Here is a 16,535-nt window from a genome sequence, read left to right on the forward strand (position 1 = left end):
TACGATGTTCGGAAAATTAACACTTGATGCAGTGCCGTACCATGAGCCGATTATCATGGTTACGGTTGCCGCTATCCTGATAGGTGGTGCAGCGCTGGTTGCTGCGCTCACCTATTTTGGTAAGTGGAAATATCTGTGGTCTGAATGGCTGACGTCAGTCGACCACAAACGCCTGGGTATCATGTACATCATCATGGCGTTCGTCATGCTGATTCGTGGTTTCGCTGATGCCATTATGATGCGTACCCAGCAGGTTATGGCTTCGGCCGGTGAAGCGGGCATTCTGCCACCGCACCACTACGACCAGATCTTTACCGCGCATGGCGTGATTATGATCTTCTTCGTGGCGATGCCGTTTGTGGTTGGCCTGATGAACATCGCGGTTCCGTTGCAGATTGGTGCACGTGACGTTGCGTTCCCGTTCCTGAACAACCTGAGCTTCTGGTTTACTGCGGTCGGTGTGATCCTGGTTAACCTGTCTCTGGGTGTGGGCGAGTTCGCACAGACCGGCTGGCTGGCTTATCCGCCGCTTTCCGGCGCGGAGTACAGTCCCGGGGTCGGGGTCGATTACTGGATCTGGAGCCTTCAGCTTTCAGGTATTGGTACGACCTTAACCGGTATTAACTTCTTCGTGACCATCCTGAAGATGCGTGCACCGGGCATGAGCCTGTTCAAAATGCCGGTATTTACCTGGACCGCGCTGTGCACCAACGTCCTGATCATCGCTGCGTTCCCGGTTCTGACCGTGACCCTGGCGCTGTTGACCCTTGATCGTTATCTCGGCTTCCATTTCTTCACCAATGAAATGGGCGGGAACATGATGATGTACGTCAACCTGATCTGGGTCTGGGGCCATCCGGAAGTGTATATCCTGGTACTGCCGGTGTTTGGTGTGTTCGCAGAAATTACCGCGACCTTCTCCAAAAAACGTCTGTTTGGTTATACCTCACTGGTGTGGGCGACCATCGCCATTACCGTGCTGTCGTTTATCGTCTGGTTGCACCACTTCTTCACCATGGGTGCGGGTGCCAACGTTAACGCCTTCTTCGGTATCATGACGATGATCATCGCGATTCCGACAGGGGTTAAAATCTTTAACTGGCTGTTCACCATGTATCAGGGCCGCATTCAGATGCACTCTGCCATGCTGTGGACCGTTGGCTTCCTGGTAACCTTCTCTGTAGGGGGTATGACCGGCGTACTGCTGGCCGTTCCGGGTGCTGACTTTATTCTGCACAACAGCCTGTTCCTGATTGCACACTTCCATAACGTTATCATCGGTGGTGTGGTGTTCGGTTGTATGGCGGGCGTGACCTACTGGTTCCCGAAAGCATTTGGCTTCACCCTGAACGAAACCTGGGGCAAGCGCGCATTCTGGTTCTGGATCATTGGCTTCTTCGTTGCCTTTATGCCGCTGTACGCACTGGGCTTCATGGGTATGACACGTCGTCTGAGCCAGGATATCGATCCACAGTTCCACACCTTACTGGTGGTAGCTGCGGGCGGTGCCGGTCTGATTGCGCTGGGTATTCTGTGTCAGCTGACCATGTTCTACGTCTCGGTACGTGACCGCGATCAGAACCGTGATGTGACGGGTGACCCATGGGGCGGTCGTACGCTGGAGTGGGCAACCTCTTCACCACCACCGTTCTATAACTTTGCTGTCATCCCGCATGTGCATGAGCGTGACGCTTTCTGGGAAATGAAAGAGAAAGGCGAAGCGTACAAACAGCCGGAATCCTATGAAGAGATTCATATGCCGAAAAACAGCGGTGCCGCAATTATCATCTGCGCATTTGCAACGGTAATGGGTTTCGCGCTGATCTGGCATATCTGGTGGCTGGCGGGTGTTTCATTCCTCGGCATGATCGTTTCCTGGATCGTGAAGAGCTTCGACGAAGACGTGGATTACTACGTTCCGGTTGCCGAAGTTCAGAAGATTGAGAACCAGCACTTTGACGAAATCAGCAAAGCAGGTCTGAAATAATGTCAACTGAAACTCTGATTAAACATCACCACGACGCCCATGCGGAGCATGGGCATCACGATGCAGGAGCCAATAAAGTCTTTGGCTTCTGGATCTACCTGATGAGTGACTGCATTATCTTCGCAACCCTGTTTGCGACCTATGCTGTCATGGTCAACAACACTGCCGGTGGCCCGGCAGGTAAAGATATCTTTGAGCTGCCGTTTGTTCTGGTAGAAACCGCCCTGCTGCTGTTGAGTTCGATCACTTACGGCATGGCTGTTATCTCCATGAATAAGGAGCAAAAAGGTGCCGTTATCGGCTGGCTGGCGCTGACCTTCCTGTTCGGTCTGGGCTTCATCGGGATGGAAATCTATGAATTCCATCACCTGATTGCTGAAGGCTTTGGTCCGGATCGCAGTGGCTTCCTGTCTGGCTTCTTTACGCTGGTCGGTACCCACGGTCTGCACGTGACCTCAGGTCTGATCTGGATGCTGGTTCTGATGTTCCAGATTTCCAAACGTGGCCTGAACGCGACTAACCGCACCCGTATCATGTGTCTGAGCCTGTTCTGGCACTTCCTGGACGTGGTCTGGATTTGCGTCTTCACCGTTGTTTACCTGATGGGAGCCATGTAATGAGTCATTCTGTTAACGAACATGGCGCTTCACACGGTAGCGTGAAGTCCTACATGATCGGCTTCATCCTCTCTATCATCCTGACGGCGATCCCGTTCTGGATGGTAATGGATGGCAGTGCATCTCACGGTACTATCCTTGGTGTTGTTCTGGTATGTGCGGTGATTCAGGTGCTGGTTCACCTGGTCTACTTCCTGCACTTAGACAGCAAATCTGAGGGTGGCTGGAACATGGTAGCCATTGTCTTCTCGGCCATCATCATCCTGATTGTCGTAGTAGGCTCACTGTGGATCATGTGGAACCTCAACTACAACATGATGCCTCACTAAAGAGTCACGCGTAATGTTTAAGCAATACCTGCAAGTTACAAAACCAGGAATTATTTTCGGGAATTTAATTTCTGTGATCGGCGGATTTCTGTTGGCTTCCAAAGGCAACACGGATTACGCCCTGTTTCTCATCACCCTGGTGGGCGTGTCACTGGTGGTTGCATCGGGTTGTGTGTTTAACAACGTGATCGACCGCGACATTGACATCAAGATGGAGAGAACCAGGAATCGGGTGCTGGTAAAAGGCCTCATCTCCGCGAAAGTAAGCCTGGTTTATGCCACTGTGCTGGGTATTGCTGGCTTTGCGTTGCTCTACTTCGGTGCTAATCCGCTGGCCATGTGGCTGGCGGTGATGGGCTTCGTGGTGTACGTGGGCATCTACAGTCTCTACATGAAGCGTAATTCCGTTTACGGTACGCTGATTGGCAGTCTGTCGGGTGCTGCGCCGCCGGTTATCGGCTACTGCGCGGTCTCTAACCAGTTTGATGCTGGCGCATTAATCCTGCTGGCGATCTTTAGCCTGTGGCAGATGCCGCATTCGTACGCGATTGCCATCTTCCGCTTTAAAGATTACCAGGCAGCGAACATCCCGGTTCTGCCGGTGGTGAAAGGCATTTCCGTGGCTAAAAATCATATTACGCTCTATATCCTGGCGTTTATGATTGCCACGCTGATGCTGACGCTGGGAGGCTACGCAGGCTACAAATATCTGGTGGTGGCTGCTGCGGTCAGCGTCTGGTGGCTGGGCATGGCATTATCGGGTTATAAAACCGCTGATGACCGTGTCTGGGCGCGTAAACTGTTTGTCTTCTCTATCGTGACCATCACCGCACTGAGCGTGATGATGTCGGTGGATTCGATGGCTCCGGCCTCGAAGGACCTGCTGACTTACGTCTGGTAACCGGCACCGATACAGCATGAAAAGGGCGCGATTTTCGCGCCCTTTCTTTTTGTTACCACTGCTTAAAAACTATTGTTTTACCCGCCCTGCCCCGCCCCCTAGAATGAATGCAGCACATTAACAGAGGTTGGAATGAACGATAATAAAATGACTCCGGTGGAGCTGCGCGCCACATGGGGCCTCGGTACGGTCTTTTCCCTGCGCATGCTGGGAATGTTTATGGTCCTGCCGGTACTGACCACTTATGGCATGGCATTACAGGGCGCGAGTGAAACCTTAATTGGCCTGGCAATCGGCATTTATGGCCTTGCCCAAGCGATATTTCAGATTCCTTTTGGTCTGCTCTCCGATCGCATCGGGCGTAAGCCGCTGATCGTTGGCGGACTGTTGCTGTTTGTCCTGGGCAGTATTATTGCTGCCTGCACCGACTCCATCTGGGGCATTATTCTGGGCCGTGCACTTCAGGGCTCAGGCGCGATTGCCGCTGCCGTGATGGCGCTGTTATCCGATTTAACCCGTGAGCAGAATCGCACCAAAGCGATGGCGTTTATCGGCATCAGTTTTGGCGTTACCTTCGCGATCGCCATGGTGGTCGGCCCGATTGTTACTCACGCACTGGGCCTGCATGCGCTGTTCTGGATGATTGCGATTCTGGCGTCGCTGGGTATCGTGATCACTCTGCTGGTGGTGCCATCGGCCTCCCATCATGTTCTCAACCGTGAATCAGGCATGGTTAAAGGCAGCTTCCGCAAAGTGCTGGCTAACCCACGTCTGGTGAAGCTTAATATCGGTATTTTCTGCCTGCACGTCCTGCTGATGTCGAGCTTTGTCGCGTTGCCGGGGCAGTTTGAACAGGCAGGCTTCCCGGCTCCCGAACACTGGAAAGTCTATCTCTCCACCATGCTGATCGCTTTTGCCGGCGTAGTACCTTTCATCATTTATGCCGAAGTGAAGCGCCGCATGAAGCGTGTCTTTGTCGGCTGCGTCGGGATGATTGTCATTGCCGAGATCGTATTGTGGGGCGCGGAAGGACATTTCTGGACGCTGGTGGTGGGTGTTCAGCTCTTCTTCTTCGCTTTCAACCTGATGGAAGCGATTCTGCCTTCGCTGATCAGTAAAGAGTCGCCTGCGGGCTACAAAGGCACGGCGATGGGGATCTACTCCACCAGCCAGTTCCTGGGCGTGGCCGTTGGCGGCAGCATGGGTGGCTGGGTATTTGGTCATTTCGATGCGCAGACCGTATTCCTGGTTGGCGCGATGGTGGCCGCAGCCTGGCTGTTTGTCAGCATGACAATGCAGGAACCGCCTTATGTCAGCAGCCTGCGCATCGTGCTGAGTGATGCCGCACTGGCCGTGCCGAATCTGGAGCAGCGCCTGAAAGCGCAGCCGGGCGTTAACTCTGTGTTTATCGTGCCCGAAGAGAAAAGCGCCTACATCAAAATTGATAGCAAGGTTACCAGCCGCCCTGAGCTGGAAGCTCTGCTGGGTAGTTGCTGATAAAAAACCGGTTTGGCATGTTAGCTGTGAGATCGATCTGACTTAGGAAGCAGGCCCAGAGAGCCAGCTTGATAGGGTGAGCAACATCAGTCCATTTCGCTGTGAGATCGAGCTGGCTCAGGGAACACGGTCAGATCGGAAAGTCGCAAAAGCCGCCATCCATGGCACGCTCGGCCCGCGCCGTCCCTGGCGCGGGACGCTTTCCTCCTCTGACCGTGTTCCCTGCGCCCCTGAGCTTTTGAGTTGCTGCTAAGTTCCCCCAGGATTTGAATCTGTTAATAGACTCAAATCCAACTCAATCCTGGTTTCAGACAGCTTATAAACTCAAAGCAAGGGGGCCAGCATAGGCTCAACCGCGCCAAACCCGGCACAAGCCTTCTTACAGACAACTCATAAATCCAAGGCGATGGGAGCCTGTGCCTGTAGCAAAGCATCGCGCCGCCCGGATAAAAACGCCGGGAGCGTTTTTGAACAACGCAACGCGTTGGCCCGGCTACGGGCGCACCTCAGGGATGAGGTGCGTAATCGCCCGCGCTGAGCCGCCATGGATGGCGCTTTTGCGTCTTTGCGAAAGGCACAGGCTCCCTGAGCAAGCGCGCGATCGCACAGACGCCCTACAGCTCCCAACTCTCTCCAGAATTTCGACTTGTTTAAAGCGACAGAAGCCCACCCAAACTCAACAACAAAAAACCCGGCCTTAGCCGGGTTTTTATCACTGCATTCATGCTGAAATTCAGCCTGCCCCCGCTTAATCGCGGAAGTTTTTAAACTGGAATGGCTGCCCCAGATTACTGCCGCGCACGATTGCCATCGCACCCTGCAAATCATCACGCGCTTTGCCGGTTACACGCAATGCTTCACCCTGAATCTGGGTCTGCACTTTCAGCTTGCTGTCTTTGATCAGCTTCACCAGCTTCTTCGCCACGTCGCTTTCAATGCCTTTTTTCAGTTTGGCATCGACCGCCCAGCTTTTGCCGCTGTGCTCAATCTCTTCCGGCACCTCTAAAGCACCGCCTTCAATCCCGCGCTTCAGTAACTTCTCACGCAAAATATCCACCAGCTGCTTAACCTGAAAATCGGACTCGCTGGTGATTTTGATGGTTTCATTCTTTTCGTTGAGCTCAAACTCGGCGCTCACGTTGCGGAAATCGAAGCGGGTAGACACTTCACGGTTGGCATTTTCCACCGCATTGCGAATTTCCTGCAGATCGACTTCTGAAACGATATCGAAAGATGGCATCTCTTCTTCTCCTGACGCTAAAGTGACATGCATAATACGCGTCTTAAGGTGCTAAATAAAATCAGGCTGCACACAACGCTATAATGACAGTGTGACAGTAAATAATAGATGGATAGCCCGCCAGCGGGAGGCAGCATGAAAATTACCGTGTTAGGTTGCGGTGCTCTGGGTCAGATCTGGATGACAACCCTTGCCCGCCAGGGACATGAGGTGCAGGGATGGTTGCGGGTGCCGCAGCCCTACTGTTCAGCCAATGTGATTGATCCACAGGGTAACATTTCGAACCGCACGTTTATCGCCAACGATCCGCTGTTTCTGGCAGAAAGCCAGCTGCTGCTGGTTACGCTCAAAGCCCCGCAGGTCTCGCCCGCGGTGAAAAATCTGGAAAGCGTGCTGCCAGAAAACTGCCCGGTCCTTCTGCTGCACAACGGCATGGGGACGCTGGAAGAGCTGAAAGGGCTGACTCAGCCGCTGCTGCGCGGCGTCACCACCCATGCGGCGATGCGCGACGGCACCGTTATTAAACACATCGCCAGTGGCATTACCCACATCGGCCCCGGTAACCGCAAAAGCGCCGCTTACAGCGATCTCGCCGATATCCTGCATCATGCCCTGCCTGATGTCGCCTGGCATGACAACATCCGGGCGGCCTGCTGGCGCAAGCTGGCAGTGAACTGCATCATCAATCCGCTAAGCGTGGAGTATGAGTGCCAGAACGGTGCCCTGCGCGCTTATCCGGAGCAGATCGCGCAACTGTGCGAAGAGATCAGCTGGGTCATGGAGCGCGAAGGTCAGAACGTTGCCAGCGAAAGCCTGCAGGACATCATCTTCGACGTGATTGAAAGCACCGCGGCCAACACCTCTTCGATGCTGCAGGACATACGCGCCCAGCGTCTCACCGAAATCGACTATATCAGCGGTTTTCTGCTGCGCCGCGCCCGGACGCACGGCCTGGTGCTGACGGAGAATACCCGTCTGTATGACATTGTAAAACGCAAGGAGTCCCATTATGACCGCGAACGCATCAGTGCTGGTTTGCCTGGCACATGGCAGTGAAGAAACCGAAGCTGTCACCACCATCGACCTGCTGGTACGCGCCGGGCTGAACGTTGTCACCGCCAGCGTCGAAAGCGACGGCAACCGGGAGATCGTCTGCTCACGCGGTGTTCGTCTGCTGGCTGACGTGACGCTGGTTGAAGTCGCCGACAATGATTTCGCCGCCATCGTCCTGCCCGGCGGCCTGAAAGGCGCCGAAACCTTCCGTGACAGTCCGCTGTTAGTCGAAACGGTACGCCAGTTTCACCTCAATGAAAGGATCGTCGCCGCTATCTGCGCAGCAGCAGGCACGGTACTCATCCCCCACGATCTCTTCCCGGTCGGTAACATGACTGGCTTTCCCGGCTTAAAAGAGACCATTCCGTCAGACAAGTGGATGGAGCGGCGTGTGGTCTGGGATCCGCGCGTCAATCTGCTGACCAGCCAGGGGCCAGGCACGGCAATGGATTTTGCGCTAAAGCTGATCGATCTGCTGGTGGGAAAAGAGATGGCGCGCGAGGTGGCCGCACAGCTGGTGCTGGCTCCCGGCATTTATGACTATCAGGCGTAAACACGCTGAGTTAAAACGCTCTGTTTAAGGCAATGCAGCCAGTCAGACCTGAACAGGCGCTGACTGGCTCTAAACTGTCACTACGGGCGGTAGACTTTGACGTTTTTAAAGCCCTGCTCATGCAGATAGAGTGCCTGCAGACGGCTCATCACACCACGATCGCAGTAGAGCAACCAGGTCCGGTTCTGATCGAGATCGCCAAATTGCGTACTGAGTTTGTAGAACGGCAGCGACTTCACTTCCGTGGCTTTCAGTGCCAGAGGCTTCTCTTCCTGCTCATCAATAGAGCGGATATCCAGCACCACGTCGTTCTCACTCAGCATGGCGACGGTCTCAACTTCAACCACCTCCTCTTCTGTCTGCTCAGCGATGGTACGGATATCGACGTTGGTCGCCTCTTCAATGACCCGATCCAGAATCGTGAAGTCGAAATTCTGCTCTTCAGCCTCGATCTTCTCTTTCACCGCTTTCACGGTCGGGCTTTTTGAGATGACACCGCAATATTCCGGCATGGTGCTGGCGAAATCTTCGGTGCCAATCTCACGGGCAATCCTGATGATGTGCTCTTTGTCATGAGAGATCAGCGGACGCAGAATCAGCGTATCAGAGGCGTTATCAATCAGGCGCAGGTTGGTCAGCGTCTGGCTCGACACCTGCCCCACCGCTTCACCGGTAACCAGCGCCTGCACGCCGTAGCGCTCAGCAATCGACGAGGCGGCACGCACCATCATGCGCTTCAGCACCACGCCCATCTGACCGTCATCCACTTTTTCGAGGATCTCACCCACTACCGGCTCAAAATTGATCGCCACGAACCGCACGCGGTGTGAACGACCAAAACGATTCCACAGATAGTGCGCAACCTGACGGACGCCAATCTCATGGGCGGCACCGCCAAGATTAAAGAAGCAGTAATGTACGCGACTGCCGCGACGCAGCAGCATATAGCTGGAGACGCCGGAGTCAAAGCCACCGGAAATCAGCGACAGCACATCTTCCTGCGTGCCGATCGGGAAACCGCCCAGACCTTCGTAGCGCGCAGTCACCAGCGTCAGACGATTCTCTTCAACTTCAAGATTCACTGTAACGTCCGGGTTTTTAAGCTGTACGCGGGCGCTTTCAATATGCTGATTCAGACCGCCGCCAACATAGCGCTCCACATCCTGTGAACTGAAGCTATGCTTACCACGACGTTTAACACGTACGCAGAAGCTCTTCCCTTCAAGGCTGTCGCGATACTGCACTAAAGTCTGTTCAAAGATGTGATGAATATCGGTGTACTCACGATCTTCAACCGCTAAAACGTGATGAATCCCCGGAATGCGCGTCAGCTCATCGGGAATAATGTCCCGCAGCACCGGATTTTTCGAACGCACTTCAATGTGATCCCAGTGACGCACAACGGCGATTTCGTCGCTAACGGTTTTCAGGACGTTGCGGATATTGCTGGCAAGAATCTTGATAAAGCGCAAACGCACCGACGGACTCTTGATGGTGATTTCAGGAAATAACTTGATGATAAACTTCATGGCGGCGACACAGCTTCGTTGGGCAAATAAGTGCTAAAACAGGCAGCACTTAGCTGGTAAAATCACAAAATTGCGGGCTGCAAGGCGCAACCGCATCCGAGGCGCGGGAGTATATCACCTTTGTCAGGTGACTGCTTCTTCATCAGCCGCCGCATTGATTATTTTGCTAATCATAGGGTCTCAGCTACCATGACCGATTGCGAGATAATGTCCCAACCGTGAGTCGACACGAAATATGCCGAAAAAAGCCGAACAGCCAGCCAGCTTTGAAACGTCATTGCAGCAGCTGGAGCAGATTGTCAGCCGTCTGGAAAGTGGTGAACTGCCGCTGGAAGAAGCCCTGAACGAATTTGAGCGCGGCGTGCAGCTGGCGCGGACTGGCCAGCAGACGCTGCAGCAGGCTGAACAGCGGGTCCGTATTCTGCTGAACGATGATAAAGATGCCGACCTCACTGCTTTCACGCCGGAAAACAGCTAATGGATTTCGCCCGATTACTCGACGCGTATCAGCAGCAGGTTAACGCCGCGCTGACGCGTTTTATAGAGCCACTTCCTTTTCAGAGTTCTCCTCTGGTGAATGCCATGCATTATGGGGCATTATTAGGCGGTAAACGCCTGCGTCCTTTTCTGGTCTACGCTACCGGCGAAATGCTCCACGCCGACCCGGCGAGTCTGGATGCCCCCGCCGCCGCGGTTGAATGCATTCATGCGTACTCTCTGATTCATGACGATCTCCCCGCAATGGACGATGATGCACTGCGTCGCGGGCAGCCAACCTGTCACATTAAATATGGCGAAGATACCGCGATTCTGGCGGGCGACGCCCTGCAGACGCTGGCCTTTTCAATTCTGGCCGACCAGGCGATGCCCGGTGTCAGCGCTGAATATCGTCTGATGATGCTCTCTGAACTGGCGAAAGCCAGCGGCGTGGCCGGCATGTGTGGCGGACAGGCGCTTGATTTAGCGGCGGAAGGTAAATCTGTGGATCTGGACCAGCTGGAGCAGATCCATCGTCATAAAACCGGCGCGCTGATCCGTTCAGCGGTACGGTTAGGCGCCTTAACGGCGGGCGATGCTGGCCGGGAAGCCATGCCGCTGCTCGACCGCTATGCAGAGGCCATTGGTCTCGCGTTTCAGGTGCAGGACGACATTCTGGATGTGATCGGTGACACAGCGGTGACAGGAAAACGCCAGGGTGCCGATCAGCATCTGGGAAAAAGCACCTATCCTTCACTGTTAGGCCTTGAAAATGCCCAAGCTAAAGCGCGGGATTTGTATCAGGAAGCACTTGATACGTTAGAAATGCTCGCTGCGCACTCTTATAACACTACAGCACTGCAGGCGCTGGCGAGCTTCATAATTGAACGCGACAAATAACTTCCATAATGAGTCTCTGATGAGTTTTGATATTGCTAAATACCCGACACTGGCGCTGGCAAACACGGTTCAGGAGCTGCGCGCCCTGCCGAAAGAGAAGTTGCCTGCGCTCTGTGATGAACTGCGTCAGTATCTGTTAGACAGTGTAAGCCGCTCCAGCGGCCATTTTGCGTCGGGTCTGGGCGTGGTCGAACTGACGGTTGCGCTGCATTATGTCTATAACACTCCCTTCGACCATCTGGTATGGGATGTGGGTCATCAGGCTTATCCCCATAAAATTCTGACCGGTCGCCGCGATCGCATCGGTACGATTCGTCAGAAAAATGGCGTACACCCGTTTCCATGGCGCGGCGAAAGTGAATATGACGTATTAAGCGTCGGACACTCGTCAACCTCCATCAGTGCCGGTCTCGGCATGGCCGCGGCGGCAGAACGTGAAGGTCAGGGTCGTCGCACCGCCTGTATTATTGGCGATGGCGCCATCACCGCTGGCATGGCGTTTGAAGCGATGAACCATGCCGGTGATATCAAGCCGGACATGCTGGTGATCCTCAACGACAACGAGATGTCGATCTCCGAAAACGTCGGCGCGCTGAATAACCGTCTGGCGCAGATCCTGTCGGGTAAAACCTATGCGCGACTGCGCGAAGGCAGCAAGCGTGTGCTGACCAGCCTGCCACCGATCAAAGAGCTGGTAAGGCGCACCGAAGAGCATCTCAAAGGCATGGTCGTGCCGGGTACGCTGTTTGAAGAGCTGGGCTTTAATTATATCGGCCCGGTAGATGGTCACGATGTGCTGACGCTGGTCAATACACTGAGCAACATGCGCAGCCTGAAAGGGCCGCAGTTCCTGCATATCATGACGAAGAAAGGTAAAGGCTACGCCCCGGCAGAGGAAGATCCGATTGCCTGGCACGCCGTGCCTAAATTCGATCCTGCGATTGGCGAACTGCCAAAAAGCGCGGAAGGCCTGCCGAGCTACTCTAAAATCTTCGGTAACTGGCTGTGCGAAATGGCCGCCGACGATCCGAAACTGATGGCGATTACGCCAGCAATGCGCGAAGGCTCCGGCATGGTGGCCTTCTCACGCGAATTTCCGAAACAATATTTCGATGTGGCGATTGCCGAGCAGCACGCCGTGACCTTCGCTGCCGGTATGGCGATTGGCGGCTATAAACCGATTGTTGCTATCTACTCCACCTTCCTGCAGCGCGCCTACGATCAGCTGATCCATGACGTCGCCATCCAGAAACTGCCGGTCCTGTTTGCTATCGATCGCGGTGGTATTGTTGGCGCGGATGGTCAGACTCACCAGGGCGCGTTTGATCTCGCCTATCTGCGCTGCGTGCCGGATATGGTGATCATGACCCCCAGCGATGAAAATGAGTGTCGGCAGATGCTCTACACCGGCTATCACTATCAGGATGGTCCAAGTGCGGTGCGCTATCCGCGCGGCACCGGTGTCGGTACGCCACTGGCTCCGCTGCAGAGCCTGCCGCTGGGTAAAGCCGTGGTGAAACGTCAGGGTGAAAAGCTGGCGATTCTGAATTTCGGCACCCTGTTGCCGGAAGCAGCCGCCACGGCGGAAGCGCTGAATGCGACTCTGGTCGATATGCGCTTTGTGAAGCCGCTGGATGAGGCGCTGATCGCCGAGCTCGCCGCCACGCACGACTCGCTGATTACGCTGGAAGAAGGCGCCATCAAAGGCGGTGCCGGCAGTGGCGTCAATGAGTTTGTTATGGCGAAACGTCTGGCTGTTCCGGTGCTGAACATCGGTCTGCCTGATGAGTTCATCCCGCAGGGGACGCAGGACGAAGTGCGTCATGACTATCTGCTGGACGCGGAGGGCATTCAGCAGCAGATCGCCCGCTGGCTGGCGCAGTAACCTCCCCTCTCTGCGCTCCCCCCTCGGGGAGCGCAACATCCTGCTATGCTAAGACCTTTGCACTTTCGCAGGAGCCTCCACCATGAAAACGATTCAACTGGGTACCACCGATCTGCAGGTGTCACGTCTCTGTCTTGGCTGCATGACTTATGGCGAGCCCACGCGCGGCAACCATGCCTGGACGCTGCCGGAAGCGAGCAGCCGTCCGCTGATCCAGCAGGCGCTGAACGCGGGGATCAACTTTTTCGATACCGCCAACAGCTATTCAGATGGCAGCAGCGAAGAGATCCTGGGCCGGGCGCTGAAAGACTTTGCCCGCCGTGAAGAGATCGTGGTCGCCACCAAAGTCTATTTCCCGCTGACCAATCTGTCACAGGGATTGTCGCGCAAGAATATTCTGCAATCCATTGATGACAGCCTGCAGCGCCTCGGCATGGACTATGTCGACCTGCTGCAGATTCACCGCTGGGATTATGAGACGCCGCTGGAAGAGACGCTGGAAGCGCTGCATGAAGTCGTGCAGTCTGGCAAAGCACGTTATATCGGTGCCTCGTCGATGCACGCCAGTCAGTTTGCCCAGGCGTTGCAGATGCAGTCGAAACAGGGCTGGCATCGCTTTGTCAGCATGCAGGATCAGTACAACCTGATTCAGCGCGAAGAGGAGCGTGAAATGCATCCGCTCTGCCTGCAAGAGCAGATTGCCGTGCTGCCGTGGAGTCCGCTGGCGCGCGGTAAGCTGACCCGCCCGTGGGGGGAAAATACCGCGCGTTCCGCCTCTGACAAAGTGATGGCGTCGCTCTACGACAATACCGAAGAGAATGATGCCGTGATTGCAGAGCGGCTGGCGCAGGTGGCGGAAGGTAAAGGTGTAACGCGGGCGCAGGTGGCTCTGGCCTGGCTGCTGAGTAAGCCTGCCGTTACGGCACCGATTATTGGTGCGTCGCGTGCTGAGCAGTTTGAGGATCTGGTGAAGGCGGTGGATGTCACGCTGAGTGACGAGGAAGTTGCACTGCTGGAAGAGGTCTATCAGCCGCATCAGCCGGTAGGATTCGAATAAAATCAGAGAAGGAGACGCCCTGCCCGGGCGTCACCTTCTGTCGCGGTGTGAAAAGCCCTGGCCGTTAACCTGCCAGCCAGACCCCAAAGCCATACAGCATGGCAGCGGAAATCACGCCAGCAATAATGTCATCCACCATAATGCCCATGCCGCCATGCACATTGCGGTCAAACCAGCGAATCGGCCATGGCTTCCACATATCAAGAATACGGAACAGCACAAAGCCACCCAGTACCCATTGCCAGCTGTTGACCGGAATCGCCATCAGCGTGATCCACATGCCGATAAACTCATCCCAGACAATACTGCCGTGATCGTGTACGCCCATATCTTTAGCGGTGCGATGGCAGAGATAGACGCCAACGCAGATACCGACCAGCACCACCAGCGAATAGAGATCCTGCGGCAGATAGGTCATCAGCCACCAGAACGGAATGGCCGCCAGCGATCCCATGGTGCCAGGCACGACCGGGCTTAATCCGCTGCCGAAACCGGTCGCCAGCAGATGCCAGGGATTGCTCATCCGCAGGCGACTCTTCGCCACGTCGTTATTTAGCATCAAAGTGATCAAACCCTTTATGACGGAATGTGGCGGGCTTGCCATTATCCAGCAGCGTTAAGCCTTCCGACTCCGGTGCCATCTGCCCGATGCAGGTATAGGGCACGCCCAGGTGACCCAGCGCTACATCGAGCGCGCCGCGATTGACCTCGGGCACCGTAAAGCAGAGTTCGTAATCTTCTCCGCCACTCAGCGCCCAGCGCAGGACCTGCTCAGGGTCGAAATGATCGCGCAGCGCAGCCGAAAGGGGCAACGCATCCAGATTAAGCCGTGCGCCACAGCCGCTGGCTTTCAGCACGTGGCCGAGATCGGAAATCAGGCCGTCGGAAAGATCCACCGCTGAGGAGGCCAGCGAACGCAGCGCCTGGCCCTGCAGAATGCGCGGCATAGGACGCAGATGACGTTTAATCAGCGCTTCATGCACCGCCGGATCGCTGATGCGGCAGTGATGCTGCAGCAGCGCCAGGCCCGCCGCGCTGTCACCCAGTGTACCGGTCACGTAAATCCAGTCACCCGGCTTCGCGCCTGAACGTTTCAGGGCACGGCCCTGCGGCACCAGACCGTGAATCGCCAGCGTCAGGCTCAGCGGGCCACGGGTGGTATCGCCGCCCACCAGCTGCATGTCGTAATATTCCAGCAGTTCAAACAGGCTTTCGCTGAAGGCAGAGAGCCAGCTCTCATCGACCTGCGGCAGCGTTAAGGCCAGCGTCAGCCACGCAGGGTCGGCGCCCATGGCAGCAAGGTCGCTGAGATTCACAGCCAGGGCTTTGTAACCCAGATCGGCAGGATGGATATCCCGTAAGAAGTGCACACCCGCGACCAGGGTATCGGTGCTGATCGCCAGCGTCTGTTTTTCCGGCACGCTAAGTAACGCACAATCGTCACCGATGCCGAGTTCGACATCACGGCGGCTGCGTGTTCTGCGGTTGAAGTAGCGTGCGATGAGTTCAAATTCACCACAAGACATAATTGCGTTCCGCTTAACCCTTCATGAAAAAAGGCCGGCAAGCCGGCCTTTTTGTTTATTTGCGATTGGGTCGAATTTGTGGACCGGCTTTATCAAGCACGCCGTTAACAAATTTATGACTGTCTTCGGCACCGAAGACTTTCGCCAGCTCAATCCCTTCGTTGATGGCCACTTTATAAGGCACATCATTACGTTTGCTCAGCTCATACAGCGAGATGCGCAGGATAGCTTTTTCTACCTGGCCCAGCTCTTCGAGCTGACGCGACAGATAGGGCTTCATCAGTCCATCCAGATACGCACTGTTGGTCGCCACACCGGACAGCAGTTCGCGGAAGTAGGTAATGTCGACGTCTTTGACGTCCTGTTCCGCCAGAAACTGGTATTCCACATCGGCAATGTCGTTATTCGACAACTGCCAGGAGTAAAGCGCCTGAACAGCGCACTCACGGGCGCGACGACGAGCAGCAGGTTTCACAAAATTCCCCTTACAAAAATCAGGCTTTAATGGCTTTCAATACGTTGATCATTTCGAGCGCAGTCAGAGCCGCTTCAGCACCTTTGTTACCCGCTTTGGTGCCGGCACGCTCAATGGCCTGCTCGATGCTTTCAGTGGTCAGCACGCCAAACGCGACAGGAATCTCGCTGTTCATGGCAACGCTGGCGATACCGGAGCTGGCTTCACCCGCCACATATTCGAAGTGCGCAGTGCCACCACGAATAACCGTACCGAGTGCGATAATCGCATCATATTTGCCGGTGTTGGCCAGCGCGCGTGCTGCCAGAGGCAGTTCGTATGCACCAGGCACCCAGACTACGGTGATATTGTCATCTTTGACCTGGCCGATACGTTTCAGGGCATCAACTGCGCCATCCAGCAGGCTGTCATTAATGAAGTTGTTAAAACGCGCGATAACGATGGCAACATTGGCCTCAGGCGTTGCAACAGCAGCTTCGATAACTTTCATACTTATCCTTTCAGGGGTT

At 55.1% G+C, this 16,535-nt stretch carries 17 protein-coding genes; 11 read left to right on the plus strand and 6 right to left on the minus strand.

Annotated elements, in window-relative coordinates:
- Window positions 1-4: 4 nt before the first annotated feature.
- From cyoB to OK412_RS13430, 5 genes are all read left to right on the plus strand, one after another.
- A complete protein-coding gene (cyoB, locus tag OK412_RS13410) occupies window positions 5-1,987 on the plus strand; it encodes a cytochrome o ubiquinol oxidase subunit I (protein ID WP_010255400.1) in 1,983 nt (660 codons plus the stop codon).
- Complete coding sequence (locus tag OK412_RS13415; protein WP_009091720.1) at window positions 1,987-2,604, plus strand: cytochrome o ubiquinol oxidase subunit III; 618 nt, start codon at window positions 1,987-1,989, stop codon at window positions 2,602-2,604. Before cyoB ends, OK412_RS13415 begins: the two co-directional genes overlap by 1 nt.
- Complete coding sequence (locus OK412_RS13420) at window positions 2,604-2,933, plus strand: cytochrome o ubiquinol oxidase subunit IV (RefSeq protein ID WP_008924889.1); 330 nt, start codon at window positions 2,604-2,606, stop codon at window positions 2,931-2,933. Before OK412_RS13415 ends, OK412_RS13420 begins: the two co-directional genes overlap by 1 nt.
- 13 nt (window positions 2,934-2,946) lie before the next feature.
- Window positions 2,947-3,834: a heme o synthase gene (gene cyoE / locus OK412_RS13425; protein WP_010255394.1), complete on the plus strand. Its 888-nt coding sequence runs from the start codon at window positions 2,947-2,949 to the stop codon at window positions 3,832-3,834.
- A 132-nt stretch (window positions 3,835-3,966) separates the two neighbouring features.
- On the plus strand, window positions 3,967-5,331 hold the full coding sequence (locus tag OK412_RS13430) for an MFS transporter (RefSeq protein ID WP_010255391.1): 1,365 nt from the start codon (window positions 3,967-3,969) through the stop codon (window positions 5,329-5,331).
- Between the two features lie 748 nt (window positions 5,332-6,079).
- Here OK412_RS13430 and OK412_RS13435 read toward each other — a convergent pair.
- Window positions 6,080-6,571 carry a YajQ family cyclic di-GMP-binding protein gene (locus OK412_RS13435; protein WP_003852530.1) on the minus strand — a complete coding sequence of 164 codons (492 nt, stop codon included), beginning with the start codon at window positions 6,569-6,571 and terminating at the stop codon, window positions 6,080-6,082.
- A gap of 135 nt (window positions 6,572-6,706) precedes the next feature.
- Between OK412_RS13435 and panE the strand changes: the two genes are divergently transcribed.
- Together panE and yajL are read left to right on the plus strand one after the other, a co-directional pair.
- A complete protein-coding gene (panE, locus tag OK412_RS13440) occupies window positions 6,707-7,627 on the plus strand; it encodes a 2-dehydropantoate 2-reductase (protein WP_033756769.1) in 921 nt (306 codons plus the stop codon).
- Window positions 7,581-8,177: a protein deglycase YajL gene (gene yajL, locus OK412_RS13445; RefSeq protein WP_010671202.1), complete on the plus strand. Its 597-nt coding sequence runs from the start codon at window positions 7,581-7,583 to the stop codon at window positions 8,175-8,177. The genes panE and yajL overlap by 47 nt, the downstream gene beginning before the upstream one ends.
- Window positions 8,178-8,257: 80 nt before the next feature.
- Here yajL and thiI read toward each other — a convergent pair whose 3' ends face one another.
- Window positions 8,258-9,706, minus strand: a complete 1,449-nt coding sequence (gene thiI, locus OK412_RS13450; RefSeq protein WP_033756765.1) for a tRNA uracil 4-sulfurtransferase ThiI — start codon at window positions 9,704-9,706, stop codon at window positions 8,258-8,260.
- 235 nt (window positions 9,707-9,941) lie between these two features.
- On the opposite strand from thiI, the gene xseB reads away from it, so the two are divergent.
- The 4 genes from xseB to OK412_RS13470 all read left to right on the plus strand — a co-directional run bounded on the left by xseB (window position 9,942) and on the right by OK412_RS13470 (window position 14,025).
- Entirely contained in the window at window positions 9,942-10,184 is a 243-nt protein-coding gene (xseB, locus tag OK412_RS13455; protein WP_010255382.1) for an exodeoxyribonuclease VII small subunit, read from the plus strand.
- Window positions 10,184-11,083 carry a (2E,6E)-farnesyl diphosphate synthase gene (gene ispA, locus OK412_RS13460; protein ID WP_264353242.1) on the plus strand — a complete coding sequence of 300 codons (900 nt, stop codon included), beginning with the start codon at window positions 10,184-10,186 and terminating at the stop codon, window positions 11,081-11,083. Before xseB ends, ispA begins: the two co-directional genes overlap by 1 nt.
- A 19-nt stretch (window positions 11,084-11,102) precedes the next feature.
- Window positions 11,103-12,968, plus strand: coding sequence for a 1-deoxy-D-xylulose-5-phosphate synthase (gene dxs / locus OK412_RS13465; protein ID WP_010671199.1), 1,866 nt, complete (start codon window positions 11,103-11,105; stop codon window positions 12,966-12,968).
- Between the two features lie 82 nt (window positions 12,969-13,050).
- On the plus strand, window positions 13,051-14,025 hold the full coding sequence (locus OK412_RS13470; protein WP_264353243.1) for an aldo/keto reductase: 975 nt from the start codon (window positions 13,051-13,053) through the stop codon (window positions 14,023-14,025).
- 64 nt (window positions 14,026-14,089) lie between these two features.
- Here OK412_RS13470 and pgpA read toward each other — a convergent pair whose 3' ends face one another.
- Genes pgpA through ribE form a run of 4 tightly spaced genes read right to left on the minus strand, consistent with a single transcriptional unit; the run spans window position 14,090 to window position 16,516 of the window.
- A complete protein-coding gene (gene pgpA / locus OK412_RS13475) occupies window positions 14,090-14,584 on the minus strand; it encodes a phosphatidylglycerophosphatase A (protein WP_031293112.1) in 495 nt (164 codons plus the stop codon).
- Entirely contained in the window at window positions 14,574-15,551 is a 978-nt protein-coding gene (thiL, locus tag OK412_RS13480; protein WP_010255374.1) for a thiamine-phosphate kinase, read from the minus strand. Before thiL ends, pgpA begins: the two co-directional genes overlap by 11 nt.
- Window positions 15,552-15,606: 55 nt before the next feature.
- Window positions 15,607-16,026 (minus strand): transcription antitermination factor NusB, encoded by a 420-nt coding sequence (gene nusB / locus OK412_RS13485; RefSeq protein ID WP_010255372.1) that lies wholly within the window; start codon window positions 16,024-16,026, stop codon window positions 15,607-15,609.
- A 19-nt stretch (window positions 16,027-16,045) separates the two neighbouring features.
- A complete protein-coding gene (gene ribE / locus OK412_RS13490) occupies window positions 16,046-16,516 on the minus strand; it encodes a 6,7-dimethyl-8-ribityllumazine synthase (RefSeq protein WP_010255369.1) in 471 nt (156 codons plus the stop codon).
- Between the last annotated feature and the right edge of the window lie 19 nt (window positions 16,517-16,535).

The sequence above is a fragment of the Pantoea sp. JV6 genome (genome assembly GCF_025910055.1).
GTDB lineage: Bacteria > Pseudomonadota > Gammaproteobacteria > Enterobacterales > Enterobacteriaceae > Pantoea > Pantoea agglomerans.

Excerpts from the sequence above, each read along its gene's own strand:
- OK412_RS13470 (WP_264353243.1), top strand. The coding sequence starts at position 13,051 with ATGAAAACGATTCAACTGGGTACCACCGATCTGCAGGTGTCACGTCTC.
- pgpA (WP_031293112.1), bottom strand. The coding sequence starts at position 14,584 with ATGCTAAATAACGACGTGGCGAAGAGTCGCCTGCGGATGAGCAATCCC.
- ispA (WP_264353242.1), top strand. The coding sequence starts at position 10,184 with ATGGATTTCGCCCGATTACTCGACGCGTATCAGCAGCAGGTTAACGCC.
- thiL (WP_010255374.1), bottom strand. The coding sequence starts at position 15,551 with ATGTCTTGTGGTGAATTTGAACTCATCGCACGCTACTTCAACCGCAGA.
- ribE (WP_010255369.1), bottom strand. The coding sequence starts at position 16,516 with ATGAAAGTTATCGAAGCTGCTGTTGCAACGCCTGAGGCCAATGTTGCC.
- OK412_RS13435 (WP_003852530.1), bottom strand. The coding sequence starts at position 6,571 with ATGCCATCTTTCGATATCGTTTCAGAAGTCGATCTGCAGGAAATTCGC.
- OK412_RS13420 (WP_008924889.1), top strand. The coding sequence starts at position 2,604 with ATGAGTCATTCTGTTAACGAACATGGCGCTTCACACGGTAGCGTGAAG.
- OK412_RS13415 (WP_009091720.1), top strand. The coding sequence starts at position 1,987 with ATGTCAACTGAAACTCTGATTAAACATCACCACGACGCCCATGCGGAG.
- dxs (WP_010671199.1), top strand. The coding sequence starts at position 11,103 with ATGAGTTTTGATATTGCTAAATACCCGACACTGGCGCTGGCAAACACG.
- panE (WP_033756769.1), top strand. The coding sequence starts at position 6,707 with ATGAAAATTACCGTGTTAGGTTGCGGTGCTCTGGGTCAGATCTGGATG.
- yajL (WP_010671202.1), top strand. The coding sequence starts at position 7,581 with ATGACCGCGAACGCATCAGTGCTGGTTTGCCTGGCACATGGCAGTGAA.
- OK412_RS13430 (WP_010255391.1), top strand. The coding sequence starts at position 3,967 with ATGAACGATAATAAAATGACTCCGGTGGAGCTGCGCGCCACATGGGGC.
- thiI (WP_033756765.1), bottom strand. The coding sequence starts at position 9,706 with ATGAAGTTTATCATCAAGTTATTTCCTGAAATCACCATCAAGAGTCCG.
- xseB (WP_010255382.1), top strand. The coding sequence starts at position 9,942 with ATGCCGAAAAAAGCCGAACAGCCAGCCAGCTTTGAAACGTCATTGCAG.
- cyoE (WP_010255394.1), top strand. The coding sequence starts at position 2,947 with ATGTTTAAGCAATACCTGCAAGTTACAAAACCAGGAATTATTTTCGGG.
- cyoB (WP_010255400.1), top strand. The coding sequence starts at position 5 with ATGTTCGGAAAATTAACACTTGATGCAGTGCCGTACCATGAGCCGATT.